The following is a 16220-nucleotide window of genomic DNA, read 5'->3' as shown; positions in this document are numbered from 1 at the left end:
GGCATTGTCCAATCCTCATGAGTGGTGAGCGCGTAGGGTTCCGCTTCAAGCACGCTGACGCGGTGGTCAAGCGCAATCCACAGGGCCGTTCCCGCCGGGGATGGGTCATGGAACCTGTGGAACAGACCACGAGTCGCGGAACAAAAATGCCGGCCTACCGCATTCGCTGGCGCGATAGCGAACGTCCGGAAATCGTCCTGCAGCACATGCTGATCGCTGATCCTGATCCAACGCCGCCCCCCGAAGGTGTCAGCCTCGAGCCACCTGCACCCAAAGCTTGATCAAGTCAAAGTCCGGCATTCTTGCGGAGCTCTCGTAGCTCCTGTTCGGCTTCAAAAAGCGCCCAGTCCTTCTCCAGATCGGAGCCGCTGGGCGTTTTTTGTTGGGTCTTTAACTCCAACAATTGATGCTCCACTTCGTTGAAGCGGCGACCAAGGTCATCGAGGTCGTTCCAGAGTTGACGTCCCTGGTTCATCAGTCCATGGAGATGTTGATCAGCGCGATTGGCTAGGTCGCTTGCATTGGCTAGTCGAGCCTTATCGGAGCGTTGTCGCCAAGCCCGCACGTCTTCGGCGAGTTTCAGCAGCTGTTGGCGTTGGTGTTCGGCTTCCCGTTGCAGCTGTTGCCGTTGCCGTTGAAGGGATTGAGCGCGGTCACGGCTGTGCTGTTCTTGAAACAGCTGGTCTTGCAGAGGGTTGTTGCGCAGGAAGCCGGAGAGGCGTTGATCCAGCTCCTGTTCCAGCTGCTCCAGCCAACTCATGCTTGATCGCCCGCAGCTGGGGTGGTGATCAGTGGCTTTTCGATTTCTTTGAGTAGCGGCTCGAGAGCGGCCAATTTTGAGTTGAGGATCATTTGGGTGAGTTGAGCCGCCTTCACTTCGCCCACTTCGCCCTCGAGGGTTCCGAGCCGATCAAAAGCAGCTAAATAAAGGGCTTCGAGATCCTGGATGAGACGTTCGCGTTCCTGTTTGATCGCTTGGCGCCGTTCGTCCTGTTTCATGACGATGAAGGGTCTTTGTCGTTCTCTCAGTTTGACGGCACCAAGAGGTGAAGGGAGATCTGATCCTGATCGTCGTGCCAACGTTGTTGGATCTGCCACCCCGCTTGCGCGGCCATGATTGCGGCGGCGTCTGGGGTGTATTTCACGCTGTGTTCGGTTACCCAGCGTTCATTGGGCTCGAACGACCAGGCTGACTCGGCCAGCTGGATGGTCTGGGAGCAGCGACTCACGAGAGCCATTTCGATGCGCTGTTGATCGGCCTGCCAACAAGCCTCATACCGGAAGTTCTGGGGTTCAGCATTGCCCTGTAAATCGCGGTTGAGGCGTTTCAGCAGGTTGAACGCGAAGGCCCTCGAAACTCCGGCGGCATCGTCGTAGGCGGCTTCCAGAAGAGCCGGATCGCGGGGTTGGTCCAGCCCCAGCAGCAACGGGCCGCCCGCTAACAGATGCCGAAATCGTTTGAGCAGAAGTACGGCGTCTTTTGGTGTGAAGTTTCCAAGTGAGCTGCCGGGGAAGAAACCGATCAGGCGCTCCCCGATGAGCCAGGGATGTGTTGGTAAGCCCTCGAGCTGGCTGTGGTCACAGCAGATGCCCAACATCTGGATGGCGGGATGCTGGGATGCCAGACCCGTGAGGGAGTCTTCCAGTGCGGATCGGCTGATGTCCAAAGCCACGAAGGTTTTGGGTCGCAGGGCTCTCAGGAGTGGGTCGACTTTCTTGGCATTACCAATGCCGAATTCCACCACCACCCCAGATCCAACAGCGTTAGCGATGTCGGCCGCATGAGACTCGAGCAGGGTGATTTCGGTGCGGGTGAGGCCGTATTCCGGCTGATCACAAATCGCCGCGAACAACTGGGATCCCGCGGCGTCATACAGCAGCCATGCTGGCAATTGCCGCGGTTGCCGCTGGAGTCCTTCTTGGACCACACGTTTGAGATCCGTCGTGGCGGGGTGGAGGTCGATCAACGCGATGCTCATCGGGCGAGGCGCAACCCTGCCGCCATCCACCTGCTGGAGGGGGGGAAGAAATTTCGGTAAGTGTCTCGGCCATGGCCGGGGGGGGTAAGCCAGCAGCTCCCCCGCAACACCATTTGTGAGCTCATGAATTTGCCGTTGTATTCACCGATGGCTCCCGGTGGTGGACGGAAACCGGGATAGGGGCGGTAAGGACTTGCGGTCCACTGCCAAAGCACTCCATGGGCATGGTGCATCGCTGGGCCATGGAGAGCGCAGGCATGCTCCCATTCCGCTTCTGTTGGCAGGCGGCATGCACTCCAGCGGGCGAAGGCATCGGCTTCGAACCAACTCAAATGCCGCACAGGTGCAGCAGAATCTCGCCGCTGCCGTCCGGCAAGGCCAAATTCGTCGCGGGCTTCGCGCCAGTAGCGCGGTTGGGTCCATTCGCGCTGCTGTACCAAGCCCCATCCATCACTCATCCAGAGCTCTGGTCGCTTGTAGCCACCGTCGTTGATAAATGCCGCGTAGTTCGCATTGCTCACTAGTTCATCGCTGATCTGGAATGGATCGAGCCAAACCCTGTGCCGTGGCGTTTCGTTGTCGAAATGAAAGCTGTTGTTCTCGGCGCCGATCTCCACGACGCCTCCATCACAAGCCAGCCACTGGGGTTCGTTCGTCCGTGTTTTGAGGTCTGCGTTGACGCCGTAGATCGGCTCTAGCGGTTGACGACTGAAGCCATCCAGAACATCCATCAGCAACAACTCTTGGTGCTGTTGCTCGTGCTGAAGCCCAAGCTCCACAAGAGTTCGGAGTTCCGGTGTTGGTTCTTTGCCGAGTAATTGCCTCAATCCAGCGTCAACGACTGCCCGCCACTCGAGAATCTCGCGGATGGTTGGACGGCTCAGCACGCCCCGTTCACTTCGGGGGTGCCGCTCTCCAACCGCCTCGTAATAGGAATTGAACTGGTAGCTCCAACGGGGATCACAGGGCGTGTGGCTGGCGAGATGCGGCTGAAGAACAAAGGTGTCGAAGAACCAGGTGGTGTGTGCCAAATGCCATTTCGGTGGGCTGGCATCCGCCATTCCCTGCAGCCCTAGATCTTCTGGCTCAAGATCTGCAATCAAGGCTTCACTGCGACGCCGTACCTCCAGCAGGGTGTCAAGCAGCAAGGCGTGAAGGAGAGCTTGCGAGACCCTAAGAGTTGAAGGCATTCAGTTCAGCCTCGGTAGCATCACCTCAATGACTCAGCGTGGATTTTGAGCGTTACCGGCACAGTGCTGGTGGAGCGCTACCGATTGGAGGAGCGCCTGTCTGGGCCTGATCCGGTTCAGGGATCCCTGTGGCGTGGTGTGGATCTTTTGGCAGGCGAGATCCCTGTCGTGATCCGTCAGGTGGAGAGCCAGATGTCCAAACAACGCCTGCAGACGCATTGGCCTGTGTTGCAAGCGATCTTGCATCCCCAAATTCCGCGATGTGGTGAGCAATTGGAGTTGGATGGGGCCCTCTGGACTGTCCGTGACTGGCAGGAGGGTTTGAGCTATGCGCAGTTGCTCCAACAGCGGGAGCAACGCCAGATGCTGTTTGGACCAGGTGAGATGTTGCTATTGCTGCGTCAGCTGCTGCCTGTGCTGGCCGTGGTGCATGGCCGCGGCTTGGTCCACGGTGATGTGAACCCCCGCAACCTGTTGCGCCGTAGCGCGGATGGATTGTCTGTGCTCTTGGATTTTGGCTTGGTGCAAGCGGAGGGAGAGGAGCCACTAACTGGGGCCACGCCTGGGTATGCCCCCCGAGCCCAAGGCCGGGGAGAAGCCTGTGCGGCGTGGATGGATCTGCACGCTCTTGGGGTCTCGTCCCTTGTGCTGCTCACAGGACGATCACCGGAACAGCTGATCTCCCCCTCTGACGAGGGTTGGTTCTGGCCTGAGCAACTTGTGCTCACGGCTGATTTCAAAGAGGTGCTGCAACGGCTCTTGAGTGAAGATCCGCAGCGGCGTTTCTCGGATGCGGCATCGGCTCTAGCGGCGCTGAAGTCTCTGCCAATGCCCGAACAGTCGGGCCCGATCGCCCGCGCGGATCGAACTCTGCCGCTGGCCCCCTCGGCGAGTGCTGCTGCTGAGCCAGCACTCCCTTCGCTTACGCCAGAGGCCACGCCCTCGCGTCGGTTGAGCCGGGTTGAGGAACGTGAATTGGGGGCTGAAGGCCGATTGTGGCCCGTGGTGGTTGCCTTGGCACTGTCTGCTCTGGTGGGTTCGGCGATCGGTTGGTTCTTGCTGTCTCGCAATGCTTCTCTTGGTCAGGCACCTTCGACGGCAGCCGATGTGGTGCGGCAGCCCCAGACGGCAAGCCTTCCACAGGAGGAAGTGGATGAACGCCAGCAGTTATTGAGTCGTCTGCGGGCCCTTCAGATGGACCGCGTCTGGTTCTTGACGTTGGTGAACAAAGCAACTTTGGATCGTTTCCCTGAACGGGGAGGGCGTTTGCCATCCGACGATTTGGAGGATGCTCCGCTGCGTCGGGTGTGGAACGAGCTTGCTGAAGATTGGTTGGCCCGGATTGAACAGCTACCTCCAGCCTTGCGTTCGCGTCTAGGGAGCCTCAAGCAGGCCGATTGGAGTGACCAGCGCGCAGCGTTGGTGAAGCAGGGCGTCACCCCAAGGGCCGTGGAGCAGTTGGTGAGTGCTGGTGCCCGAGACCTATTGCCTGGCGATGCCCGAGGGCGGCAACCGCGAGAGCCCTATCGCCAGCTTTGGTATGCGGCAGCGATCGAGAGCCTTCGCGATGTGCAGATTGAGCAGGTCAAAGCCAAGCCGCGTATGGCAACAAACCTGTCGTTGCGGATACCCGCAGGAGGTGCACGCTTGATCTCCGTTGGTGTTCCTGCTGGTACCGGCCTGGTCCTTGGCATTAATGGAACGCCTTTGATGGAGATGACCGTGTTCGGCGCCGATGGCGCTGTGAGAGCGGAGCGGGGACCCTTGCGGGTTTCAACGCTTCCGCCAGACCTTGGCTCTCCCGTTCAGGTGTTGATCACTAACGATGGTGTGTCGTCTGGATCATTCACCTTGTCGTGTCGGGCTGATCGACCGCTGTCGCGCCAACAAAAGCCTGTTCTTGAGCGCAGGCGCCGAGTGCCATTGCCAGAATTTGATTCTGATCCAATTCGAGATTCTGCGACCGGAGAGTCTCCTAACAATTGAGATATGCAAGTTTTTAACATCAGTTTCAGATTAAATTTTGCCCCAATTGCTTGGCTTTAATATGTAAGTATTGGCTGTTCTTTGGGTTGTTTTGTTAGTAGATATTTTCATTATTATATGTACTTTGTGTCAAAAAATTTGAATCGTTATCCTTGATCGTGTAGCATCAACGCATGATCAAAATACTTGGAAATTGTCTTCTGTTTTAGATAAAAAATAATTTATTTCGTCCTCGATATTAGCTCCACTTTAAAGCATCAAGGCTTTATTTATGCATATCTACGTAAGTGAATTAAATTAGCTCAATATATTCAAATTATTTTTGAAGAAAATTGTATCACTTTTACGAGCTTAGTGTAATTTTTATGGATTCTTCCCACTTTAAAATGTTCAGATTCGCATCAAAGCGCTCTAAAGCTTCTGGTCTTAATTTCGAATATTTGGAGCAAAGTCTTGCATTATTATTAATTGCATATGTCAGCATTGCCGGAAAATTATTCCCGATTAGGCAAACTTTTGAAAGTTCTTGATAAGACTCTATTGGACTGGCGAGGGCAATGCAGCCCGATTGGATTGAGTCCACGAGTCGATTGTGAGAGACACCGGCCTTTGTGGGGTCAGAAGGATCTGACGGTAATAGACTAATATTGGCTCTAAGTAGTTCTTTCTCCAGTTGTTGAGGTTGATCATGGATGTTCCAAAGCACTAATCTTACAGTCCAGTTTTTAGGTATATTTAAGTGTCGAAATATTTCCCCTGCTTTCTTGATTCCGATATCAGATGTAAGGATGGTTAATTCAAATAAAATAGATCTGATCGAGACATTAAGTAGGCTGTCTGCAATGTTCAGCAAATATTCGAGATTCTTAAAGTTCCCGAACCATATTATTTTAACCTTCTCGTCTGATTTGAAGGTTTGAAATTCTTTTTTTGCAAGTAAGCATGGGTCTTCAATAATCGAAATTGAAGGTTTGTTTGATGTTGCGCCATGAGCGAGGGTTTTAAGCTTTTTCGATGGTGTAACTATATGGTCAGAAAGGTAGATTAAATTCTTGTATAATTCTCCATCTGGAGAATTGCTGCTAGCGACATGGTCTGAATAAATTAGCATTAGTTTCGAGCCTCTTCTTTTTAATGTTAATGCGCAAAAAGCATGAAATTGTGCGAATTTATTTGCATTTTTTTTCGTGTGAGATCTCATTTTGCTGATAATGCATATATCCGCATTATTTATTCCTTCTAATTCGGAAAGTTCAAAATTTTTATTCAACGAAACGACTTGCGTTCTGTAATTGAGATGAGTAAGAGCTTTAACTAGAGGCCTGATTTGTAGGCGATCAGATGCTACAGATGATTTGTACTTGTTGACTTCTTCAGGCGAAAAAATTTGATTCACTCCGACATATGGAATGATCAGAACAGCATTCAGAGAAGTATGCGCTTCCTTGTGGAGGAACTTGTCCATTGCTTTAAAAATTTTTTAAGGCTGATCTAACATCTTTTTTTGTCTGTTTCTCTTTGTCCGCAGCCCGTTTGTCATGCAACTTGCGGCCTTTGCCAACTCCAACAGTGAGTTTAATCCAAGAGCCCTTCAGGTGAATATTTAGAGGAATAAGAGCCAGGCCTTTTTTCTCTAATTGCCCTCGGAGTTTGTCAATCTCACGACGATGGGCGAGCAGCTTTCGCGTTCGTAGGGGGTCGTGATTGAAATAAGCGCTCGCGTGGCTATGGGGAGAGATGTGCACGTTGTGAAGCTGCAGCTCTCCGTTGCGAATTAAACAAAAACCATCGCGGAGGTTGGCTTTGCCATTGCGGATTGATTTCACTTCGGTGCCTACCAGCTCGATGCCTGTTTCAAGGGTTTCGAGAATCTCGTACTGATGCCGCGCCTGACGGTTGTCGGCCATGAGGCGGTTTGCAGCGGCCCTTGCGGCGGCAGCGGCCGCTTTTTTGACTCCTCCTTTTGCCATGGTTTTATTTGCGTTTACCAAGGCTATCCAGGCCTGGGTAGCCTTGCCCCATGGCGATTGTCTCTTCCAGCTCCGGTCGCAAACCTCCCCGTCGCGAAACAGCGTTGGTGGATCCGCAGCCAGCTCCTGAAGAACAGGTGATTCGGCCGGACGACAGCTTGCGGCCGAAGCGCCTGGCCGAGTACATCGGCCAATCCGAACTCAAACAGGTGTTGGGCATCGCTGTCGAGGCAGCCCTCGGCCGTGGTGAAGCCCTCGACCATGTATTGCTTTATGGCCCGCCTGGGCTGGGCAAAACCACGATGGCTTTGGTTCTGGCCGAGGAGCTTGGGGTGAACTGTCGGATTACCAGTGCTCCGGCATTGGAGCGACCCCGAGACATCGTTGGATTACTCGTGAATCTCCAGCCACGGGATCTGCTGTTTATTGATGAGATCCATCGCCTGTCGCGGGTGGCAGAAGAACTTTTGTACCCAGCGATGGAAGACCGTCGCTTGGATCTCACGGTTGGTAAGGGCAGCACGGCCCGCACCCGCACCTTGGATTTGCCCCCTTTCACTCTTGTAGGTGCCACAACGAGGGCAGGCTCCTTGAGCTCTCCGTTGAGGGACCGCTTTGGCTTGATTCAGCGCTTGGAGTTTTACGGCCAAGCCGATCTAGAGGCGATTGTGGCTCGTACCGCCGAGTTGGTGTCGGTGGATCTCACTTGCGCAGCCTGTGCTCGCATTGCCGCCTCATGTCGGGGGACACCGAGAATCGCCAACCGTTTGCTGCGTCGCGTCCGGGATGTGGCCAGTGTGCGCCAGGGGAAGGGAACGATTGACGACTGCATGGTGGCGGAGGCGCTCAGCCTGCATCGCGTTGATCAGCGTGGCCTTGATGCCAGTGACCGTCGCTTGCTCACCATGTTGGTGGATCAGCATGGCGGAGGTCCCGTAGGTCTTGAAACTTTGGCGGCTGCCTTGGGTGAAGACCCCGTCACGTTGGAAACCGTTGTCGAACCGTTTTTGCTCCAGCAGGGCTTACTGGTTCGTACACCGCGGGGACGCATGGTTACCGATGCCGCGCGTTCACATCTTGCGGAGGCGGTATGAATCGCTGGTTGGTTGGAATCCTCGCGCTGAGCTTGATCTGGCCTTGGCCAGCCATCGCTCTAGACCTGCAGGGTTTGTACGAACAGGCTTTGAGTGCGAGTCGGTCGGGCGATTTTGTTCAAGCCCTACCGCTGTGGGACCGGGTGTTGGAGCAATCTCCTCGAGATGCAGCGGCCTTGAGCAACCGCGGCAACGTGCGCTTGGCGCTTGGCGATCTTGATGGTGCGATTGAGGATCAAACCCGATCGATCGAGTTGGCCCCAGATGAGGCCGACCCGCACCTCAACCGCGGTACCGCGGAGGAAGCTTTAAAAGATTGGCCAGCTGCTGCTGCCGATTATCTCTGGATCCTTGAACGGCAGCCGGATGATGCCTCGGCCTTGTACAACCTGGGAAATGTGCGCGGCTCCGAGGGTGATTGGAATGGAGCTCGCGATTTATATGGCAAGGCTTCCCTCGCTAGGCCGGGCTTTGCGATGGCCCGTTCCAGTGAGGCTTTGGCTGCTTGGCAAGAGGGTGATCTCGCTTGGGCGGAGGTGGAGTTGCGCAAGTTGATTCGGCGCTACCCCCTGTTTGCCGATGCCCGGGCGGCCTTAAGTGGTTTGCTTTGGCGTCAGGGCTCTGCCGGAGAAGCCGAAAGCAATTGGGCCGCGGCCGCGGGGCTGGATCAGCGCTATCGCCAGGCAGATTGGTTGGTGGATGTGCGCCGCTGGCCACCCCAGCCCACCCAAGACCTAATGGCGTTCTTGGCTCTGGAGAAGTCTTGAGATGGATGTGATGGGGTTTCCTTTGGATCGATTGGCGCACGAGTTGCCCGAGTTGTTGGAACTGCGTCAGCACCTACATGCCCATCCGGAACTCAGTGGAGAAGAACATCAGACGGCGGCGTTGGTGGCAGGAGAGCTGCGGAGTTTGGGCTGGAGGGTGCAGGAGGGCATGGGTCGCACAGGAGTTGTTGCTGAACTCGGACCCGATCACGGCCCCACTGTTGGCTTGCGTGTTGATATGGATGCCCTTCCAGTGGAGGAACGCACGGGGTTGCCCTATGCGTCGAAACGTCAGGGGGTGATGCACGCCTGTGGCCATGATCTGCATACCTGTACGGGGCTAGGGGTGGCCAGGCTCTTGGCCAGTTTGCCGGCTTTGCAGGCGCGGGTTCGCCTTCTGTTTCAACCAGCCGAAGAGTTGGCCCAGGGTGCAGTTTGGATGCGGGAGGCAGGGGCGACGAAGGGTTTGGATGCCCTCTTCGGCATTCACGTGGTCCCCAACCTGCCGGCAGGAATCGTGGGGATTCGTCGCGGTTGTTTGACGGCTGCCGCTGGAGAGCTGGAGATTCTGGTGCGTGGAGAAGGGGGGCATGGGGCCCGTCCCCATCAGTCTGTTGATGCGGTGTGGATGGCGGCCAAGGTGGTCACCGAGTTGCAGCAGGCAATTAGCCGTCGGCTGGATGCCTTGCAGCCGGTGGTGGTGAGCTTTGGAAAAGTGGAGGGGGGTCGAGCCTTCAACGTGATTGCTGATCAAGTGCGCTTGCTGGGTACGGTGCGCTGTTTGGATTTGGAGCAGCACGCGATGCTCCCCGGCTGGATTGAAGACACGGTTCAAGCGATTTGTGTTGGTTGTGGAGGGAGTGCCGTGGTCCGCTATCGCTGCATCGCGCCTCCGGTTGATAACGATGTCGTGCTTACCAATCTTTTGGAACGATGTGCGATCGACCGGCTTGGTCGTGATCGGGTGGTTCCCGTGGAGCAACCATCATTGGGGGCAGAGGACTTTGCCGAATTGCTGCGTGATGTGCCCGGAATGATGATGCGGCTTGGCGTGGCTGGACCAGAAGGTTGCGCCCCGCTGCATAACGGAGCGTTTGCACTCGATGAGACAGCCCTTGCTGTGGGCATCGAGGTGTTAACAGCCACGCTTTTGGCCTGGATGGCGGAGCACGGAAGCTGATGAAAACGGATCGCGTCGTGGCTTGGCTGTCCTTGGGAGCGCCGTTGTTGATTGTTCTCGCGGTTGTTGCAGCGCAGCAGCGCGATGGGAATGACAGGGTTCAGGCATTGCCGGCAGCTGCCATTGGTTCGGCTCTCACCCTGAGTTGTGCCCTCGGTCGCCGCCGCCGCCGCGGCAGGCTGTTCGCAGATCTAAAGCGGCTGCGTTTACAGGATGGTGATGGATGAATGAGACCAACCCCCAACCGGATCTCGGAGAACTTCGCGAGGCGATTGCCAGTGGGGATCCAGTTAGGGCGATGCCGGCTCTCACCCAGTTGCGGTTCTGCGACGCTGAAGATGCAGTGCCCTTGTTAGTTCTTGGTACGGAGCAGAAGCCATTTCTGGTGCGTTCGTTGAGTTGTAGTGGCCTGGGCTACAAACGCACAGAACAGGGTTGGGATGTTTTAACGCGTTTGCTGGGAGCGGATGAAGATCCGAATGTGCGGGCGGAAGCCGCGAATGCCTTAGCCAGTTATGGCGTGGAGCGTTCCTGGCCTTTGCTTCAAACAGCATTTTTAGCCGATGGTGCTTGGCTAGTGCGTTGCAGCATTCTTTCGGCCTTGGCGGAACAGCCCGAGATCAAACTCATGTGGTTGCTCGAATTAGCTCAAGTGGCGATCACCGATGCAGATGGCACGGTGCGGGTGAGTGGTGCAGAGATCCTTGGCCGGATTGTTCGCGATGGCATCGACCAACCGATCGGTGCAGAAGCCAGAGCTCTTCTCCAGCCGCTTCAGCAGGACGTTGATCACCGGGTGGTGGCTGCTGCGCTGAATGGTCTTCAGATCAGCTAAACATTTGCCTGCCAGGCTGTTGCTAGTTTTTAAGTACCACTAGGGGTGCCCCACATATTTTTATGTGTGGGGCTGAGATCACACCCTCTGAACCTGATTCGGTTAATACCGGCGAAGGGAAGTGAACGATGTGATCTGCGGCCGTTTGGCCGGCTCCTGGCAATTCAGTAGCTGCTCAGCACATGCGTAATCAATGGGTTTCTGCTCGTAAGGGCCAAGCGAATGTGTCTCAGATGCATTACGCCCGAAAGGGTGTGATCACTGAAGAGATGGCCTATGTCGCAAAGCGGGAGAATCTGCCCGAGTCGTTGATTATGGAGGAGGTGGCGCGGGGGCGAATGATCATCCCCGCAAACATCAACCACACCAATCTGGAGCCAATGGCGATTGGGATCGCCAGCTCCTGCAAGGTGAATGCGAATATCGGTGCTTCTCCGAATGCTTCCGACGCTGCGGAAGAGGTGAACAAGTTGAAGCTGGCGGTGAAGTATGGCGCCGACACCGTGATGGATTTATCAACAGGCGGTGTGAATCTGGATGAGGTGCGTACCGCAATTATTGGTGCATCGCCGGTTCCAATTGGAACGGTGCCTGTCTATCAGGCGCTCGAGAGCGTTCATGGTTCGATTGAGAGACTCGACGAAGATGATTTCCTGCACATCATCGAGAAGCACTGCCAGCAGGGCGTCGACTATCAAACGATTCACGCTGGCCTGTTGATCGAGCATTTGCCCAAGGTGAAGGGTCGCATCACCGGCATTGTGAGCCGTGGTGGAGGGATCTTGGCGCAGTGGATGTTGTACCACCATCGTCAGAATCCACTTTTTACAAGGTTTGATGATATTTGTGAGATTTTTAAGCGCTACGACTGCACCTTCTCTTTGGGAGATTCACTGCGGCCCGGTTGCCAGCATGATGCCTCGGATGCGGCTCAGTTGGCTGAACTGCACACCCTCGGCGAACTCACTCGTCGGGCCTGGAAGCATGACGTGCAGGTGATGGTGGAGGGGCCTGGTCATGTTCCTCTCGATCAGATCGAGTTCAACGTGAAGAAGCAGATGGAGGAGTGCAGTGAAGCTCCCTTCTATGTTCTTGGGCCTTTGGTGACGGACATTGCTCCTGGGTATGACCACATCACTTCTGCCATCGGTGCGGCCATGGCCGGTTGGCACGGCACAGCGATGCTCTGCTACGTGACCCCGAAAGAGCACTTGGGTCTTCCTAATGCAGAGGATGTCCGAGAGGGCTTGATCGCTTACAAGATTGCAGCCCATGCGGCTGATATCGCCCGTCATCGCCCTGGTGCTCGTGATCGTGATGATGAATTGAGCCGTGCTCGTTATGCCTTTGATTGGAACAAACAATTTGAGTTGTCGTTAGATCCAGAACGGGCCAAGGAATACCATGACGAAACTTTGCCTGCGGATATTTATAAACAGGCTGAATTTTGTTCAATGTGTGGTCCTAAGCACTGTCCTATGCAGACAAAGATTACGGATAAAGATCTTGATGATTTGCAAAAAGTTTTAGAAGTTGATGAGCATCATGGTGCTAGTCCTCTAGTTACAGTTAAGCTAGATAAAATTGAATAGTTGCTGACGCCAAGGCCTGGATTTCTTGTCAATTAAAAAAATATATTAAAACACTCGTTATTATTTTTAATTGATATTATACATTTTATTTATAAGAGCTTCAATGCTCTTTGCTTTAGCTGCATTTGGAAGGGCTTTTTGCTAATAATTCGTTATCAAAGGGTTCGTCGCTAGAATTATACAAATACAGGATTACAAACTTTTAGCAACAAATAATACTGGCTTATAACGTTTACCTATGCCACTCAAGCTAAAGTCGTACAACGTGATATAATACGAATACTGCACTAAAAATATCCAAAATAAGAGGTCTCTTTGTCAGAATTCCTAAGTTGGCATCCATCCTCAGAGAATGGGAATAAGCTATATAATATCCGCAAGCAGCTTAGCAACTATATATATCAAGACCCTGTAAATGCATTTGAAATACTTAAAAAAGAGTGGCGTTTTGGAAGCATTAGTGAAATTTGGGACGATTTTATCTTTGATAATGTGATACGAACAGCTTTAGATCGTAATAATTCAGATGATCTGCCTAATGCAGTATCTCGATATAGTGTAATAGATCATCTTTTATTTTTAACTTATATCCGGCGCGAAGAAGATCCAATACGTTTTCGCAGAGCCTTTTGGAATGTCAACTTTTACGGATTGAAGTTAGCAAATGCACTCATGAGTAAAGGCAACTTCTCCAATCATCAAAACAGCAACAAAGTTACATTAGAATATCCTCCCTACCAAAAAAATGATAATAATGCTAAAAAAATCGCATTTATTTTAAAAGGACCTTATAAGCTTGCTCATGTTGAGTTTCTGCATAGTTTTTTGCAAGGAGGCTTTCATTTTAAGTCAAAGGTACATTTGACTTTGATCCTGATAGATGCAAAAGAAGTTTACCCCAAGACAATTGATCATGTCGATATAATTAGCCTCTCGAGTATTGAAGATCCGTATAAGAAAATTCAATCATATATATTATATTGTAGGCAAAAAAATTTTGATCATATTTGCTGGGTTGCATGCGTACAAAATTTGTCTTTATATATGGGGATGCAGCTTGCTCCTGTTCAGAGCTATTGGTCAATGAAATATCATAGTATTATAATGCCAACTATTCAGAAGTACGCTGGCTTAGGTTTTGGTGGAAAAAGCTTTACATACGATAGTGTTAAATGGTTTAGAGGCAGAGCATTTCCGGCTTTAGAGATACCTAAATATAACAAACAGGAAATTAGTAAATTAAAAAACACACAGATGATCTCTGATCAGGATATTGTCGTCGGATGTTTTGTGAGGTCTGAAAAATTACATGATAAAACATTCTGGGATTCAATATGTAATATAATACGTTACAAGCAAAATGTACACTTTGTTATAGCAAGTCAGTCTATGCCAACTCAATTAAAAATATATCTTGAAACTAATTTGAAGAGCTATTTTTGCAAATTTCATCATCTTGGCTGGATAAATACAAAAAAATGGATTTCGAATGTCGATATTTATTACGATAGTTTCCCTCGAGGCTCTTGCAATACAATTTTCGAGGCAATTGAAATGAATGTTCCAGTCTTGATGGCAGATACGAGTCTTAATCGAGAGTCGTCAGCTCTTCCTTATTTGTTGAGTTCTGCTGGTGGAAGTGAGAATTTGACAAATACTTTAGGAATCTATCAGTCTGAATCAGAAAGACTAATGAAGTGCTATGAACTCTTATCATCTATTAAGGAACGTCGAAGTTTATCAACAATTCAAAAAAAATTATTATCTCGACTTCAGAATCAAAAACATCTTTTCGCTAAAGATTATTTAAATTTTTTCATGGATGAACAATATAAAATTAATCCATAATGATTGCTATTTGCGTTATAATTGACTTATAAATATGCAGTAATTTAGTCAGCCAAACTCAATGATGCATAATAATTATTATTTTTGAGAGATTTAACTCTCAAGCGTCTAGGAAGGTTTATGAAAATATAAAATACATGGCATGATAAATAATCAGCGCAAGCTGTTTGGGTAATATGCTAAGATGAGGAAAAAGTTACATGCAAAAAAAATTATTTTCAAGAGTCGAGTTCGAGCAACATCTATCTAAAAAGGCTGCAGAGCAGTTTGTTGACAGTAATCTTTCAGATAAGGCTCTAGAGGCGTTTGTTGGTGCAGATAAACATGACTGGATACATCAAACACGCTGGTTTGGTGAGCCTGCACTGCAGACAGCAGAAGATATGTTAGTCATGCAGGATATCCTTTTTAGAACTAAGCCTGACTTCTTTATTGAAGTAGGTACTGCTTGGTCCGGCTCACTACTTATGTATGCAACAATAATGGAGGCATTAAATTTTGGTCACATAATTGGAATTGATATATATATCCCAGAGGATTTAATTGAAAGAATAAATAGTTTTGAAAATCTGTCAAAACGGATTACATTGATAAAAGGATCGAGTTTGGACGCAGAGACTATTAAACGTATTGATAGCATAGTAGGAGACGCATCCAATATATCAGTACATTTAGATTCTGATCATTCGCATGAGCATGTATTACAGGAGCTAAAAAAGTATTCTAAGTATGTCTCAAAAGGAAATTATCTAATCTGTGGCGATACTGTAGTAGAAGATATACCAGAACAATCACATCGACCAAGACCTTGGGGAGTCGGAAATAATCCAAAAACAGCAATGATTGAATTTTTAAATCATCATCATGAATCTTTTGGTTTCACTATAGATAAAAATATTAGAAACAGACTTCTTCTGTCTAATCAAAAAGAAGGTTATTTACTTAAGAACGAATAATCAATTTGCTAACTCGCGAAGACTTAGGTGACATTCATATGTTTTTCCATCTTCAGTGAATTTGAAAGAGTGACCAGATTCAAAAGTTCGAGCCTTCAAATATGTAATAGCCTCGTATATTGTGTGTTTTTTATTATTCATTTGTGAGCAAAATTCAAGATATGATTTTTTGGAATGATAGCTCCCTTTGATGGCTGTATCTAACTCGTTCTTTGGCAAAATATTAATTTCAAGGTTATTAACTATATTCATGATTTCTTCTTCGAATAGTGATTTACAGGCTATAACTCCCTTTAAATATAACTGCTCTCCAGTCAAAATTGATGTTTTAGCAACATGCTTTTGAGCTAAAATTTTTCCACTATCTATTCCTTCATCTACAAGATGAAGAGTTGCGCCGAACGGCTCATTATGGATAAGGCTCCAAAAGTAACCATACTTGCCCCGACCAAAAGGCAATAAAGAAGGATGTAAATTAACGATATATTCAAATTCATCAATTACTTTATTTTTCAGAATGTGTGGCCACCATAGGAGTAACAAGATATCAATATTTTTTTCGCAGCAATTAGCTAAAACTTGCTTGGACGGCTCGTAATTAGCATCTAAATATATAAAATTAGCTTGAATAGATTCAGAAATTTTTTTAATTTCAGATATAATCTCTTCAGAATCTGCCGAAGATGTAAAAATAGTAGCAATTTTGGCATTTTGGCGGACTAAAGTATTTAATAATTCTAAACCTGTGGAGGAAAAGCAGCAAACAGAAAGACTCATTCTGATTTAAATTGATGTTCATGTACTATAGCTTATAGAGCTATGC

Annotated in this window: 17 protein-coding genes and 1 riboswitch; of the genes, 10 read left to right on the top strand and 7 right to left on the bottom strand. The window is 50.2% G+C overall.

What is annotated here, in order from left to right:
• Window positions 1-17 precede the first annotated feature (17 nt).
• Complete coding sequence (locus BL107_RS01190) at window positions 18-281, top strand: hypothetical protein (protein WP_006851112.1); 264 nt, start codon at window positions 18-20, stop codon at window positions 279-281.
• A 5-nt stretch (window positions 282-286) separates the two neighbouring features.
• On the opposite strand, the gene BL107_RS01185 is transcribed toward BL107_RS01190, so the two are convergent.
• The 4 genes from BL107_RS01185 to egtB are packed head-to-tail and all read right to left on the bottom strand — an operon-like array spanning window position 287 to window position 3169.
• Complete coding sequence (locus tag BL107_RS01185; protein ID WP_009788430.1) at window positions 287-760, bottom strand: hercynine metabolism protein; 474 nt, start codon at window positions 758-760, stop codon at window positions 287-289.
• Window positions 757-999: a hercynine metabolism small protein gene (locus BL107_RS01180; RefSeq protein ID WP_009788429.1), complete on the bottom strand. Its 243-nt coding sequence runs from the start codon at window positions 997-999 to the stop codon at window positions 757-759. The genes BL107_RS01185 and BL107_RS01180 overlap by 4 nt, the downstream gene beginning before the upstream one ends.
• 26 nt (window positions 1000-1025) lie before the next feature.
• Window positions 1026-1979: an L-histidine N(alpha)-methyltransferase gene (gene egtD, locus BL107_RS01175; protein WP_009788428.1), complete on the bottom strand. Its 954-nt coding sequence runs from the start codon at window positions 1977-1979 to the stop codon at window positions 1026-1028.
• Window positions 1976-3169: an ergothioneine biosynthesis protein EgtB gene (egtB, locus tag BL107_RS01170; protein WP_198002311.1), complete on the bottom strand. Its 1194-nt coding sequence runs from the start codon at window positions 3167-3169 to the stop codon at window positions 1976-1978. Before egtB ends, egtD begins: the two co-directional genes overlap by 4 nt.
• A gap of 45 nt (window positions 3170-3214) precedes the next feature.
• Between egtB and BL107_RS01165 the strand changes: the two genes are divergently transcribed.
• Window positions 3215-5155 carry a serine/threonine protein kinase gene (locus BL107_RS01165; RefSeq protein WP_037987852.1) on the top strand — a complete coding sequence of 647 codons (1941 nt, stop codon included), beginning with the start codon at window positions 3215-3217 and terminating at the stop codon, window positions 5153-5155.
• Window positions 5156-5498: 343 nt separating this feature from the next.
• Here BL107_RS01165 and BL107_RS01160 read toward each other — a convergent pair whose 3' ends face one another.
• Window positions 5499-6620, bottom strand: a complete 1122-nt coding sequence (locus BL107_RS01160; protein ID WP_009788425.1) for a hypothetical protein — start codon at window positions 6618-6620, stop codon at window positions 5499-5501.
• 4 nt (window positions 6621-6624) lie between these two features.
• Window positions 6625-7125 carry an SsrA-binding protein SmpB gene (smpB, locus tag BL107_RS01155; protein WP_009788424.1) on the bottom strand — a complete coding sequence of 167 codons (501 nt, stop codon included), beginning with the start codon at window positions 7123-7125 and terminating at the stop codon, window positions 6625-6627.
• Between the two features lie 50 nt (window positions 7126-7175).
• Between smpB and ruvB the strand changes: the two genes are divergently transcribed.
• From ruvB to BL107_RS01115, 8 genes are all read left to right on the top strand, one after another.
• Window positions 7176-8219, top strand: a complete 1044-nt coding sequence (gene ruvB / locus BL107_RS01150; RefSeq protein WP_009788423.1) for a Holliday junction branch migration DNA helicase RuvB — start codon at window positions 7176-7178, stop codon at window positions 8217-8219.
• Window positions 8216-8986, top strand: coding sequence for a tetratricopeptide repeat protein (locus BL107_RS01145; RefSeq protein WP_009788422.1), 771 nt, complete (start codon window positions 8216-8218; stop codon window positions 8984-8986). The genes ruvB and BL107_RS01145 overlap by 4 nt, the downstream gene beginning before the upstream one ends.
• A 1-nt stretch (window position 8987) precedes the next feature.
• Window positions 8988-10166 (top strand): amidohydrolase, encoded by a 1179-nt coding sequence (locus BL107_RS01140; RefSeq protein WP_009788421.1) that lies wholly within the window; start codon window positions 8988-8990, stop codon window positions 10164-10166.
• Window positions 10166-10393 (top strand): DUF3188 domain-containing protein, encoded by a 228-nt coding sequence (locus tag BL107_RS01135; protein WP_009788420.1) that lies wholly within the window; start codon window positions 10166-10168, stop codon window positions 10391-10393. The genes BL107_RS01140 and BL107_RS01135 overlap by 1 nt, the downstream gene beginning before the upstream one ends.
• The gene (locus tag BL107_RS01130) at window positions 10390-11001 is read left to right on the top strand and encodes a HEAT repeat domain-containing protein (RefSeq protein ID WP_009788419.1); all 612 of its coding nucleotides are present in this window, start codon (window positions 10390-10392) and stop codon (window positions 10999-11001) included. Before BL107_RS01135 ends, BL107_RS01130 begins: the two co-directional genes overlap by 4 nt.
• A gap of 31 nt (window positions 11002-11032) precedes the next feature.
• A riboswitch (TPP riboswitch) is annotated at window positions 11033-11138 on the top strand.
• 45 nt (window positions 11139-11183) lie between these two features.
• Window positions 11184-12593 carry a phosphomethylpyrimidine synthase ThiC gene (gene thiC / locus BL107_RS01125; RefSeq protein WP_037987850.1) on the top strand — a complete coding sequence of 470 codons (1410 nt, stop codon included), beginning with the start codon at window positions 11184-11186 and terminating at the stop codon, window positions 12591-12593.
• A gap of 315 nt (window positions 12594-12908) precedes the next feature.
• Entirely contained in the window at window positions 12909-14441 is a 1533-nt protein-coding gene (locus BL107_RS01120; protein ID WP_156779353.1) for a hypothetical protein, read from the top strand.
• Between the two features lie 200 nt (window positions 14442-14641).
• Window positions 14642-15397, top strand: coding sequence for a CmcI family methyltransferase (locus tag BL107_RS01115; protein WP_009788416.1), 756 nt, complete (start codon window positions 14642-14644; stop codon window positions 15395-15397).
• Here the strand turns inward: BL107_RS01115 and BL107_RS12000 are convergent, their stop codons facing one another.
• Entirely contained in the window at window positions 15398-16174 is a 777-nt protein-coding gene (locus tag BL107_RS12000; protein WP_009788415.1) for a formyltransferase family protein, read from the bottom strand.
• Between the last annotated feature and the right edge of the window lie 46 nt (window positions 16175-16220).

It is taken from the genome of Synechococcus sp. BL107 (genome assembly GCF_000153805.1).
Lineage (GTDB): Bacteria > Cyanobacteriota > Cyanobacteriia > PCC-6307 > Cyanobiaceae > Parasynechococcus.
Note: the sequence above shows the minus strand (reverse complement) of the source record. Positions and strands in the feature narration are given on the sequence as shown.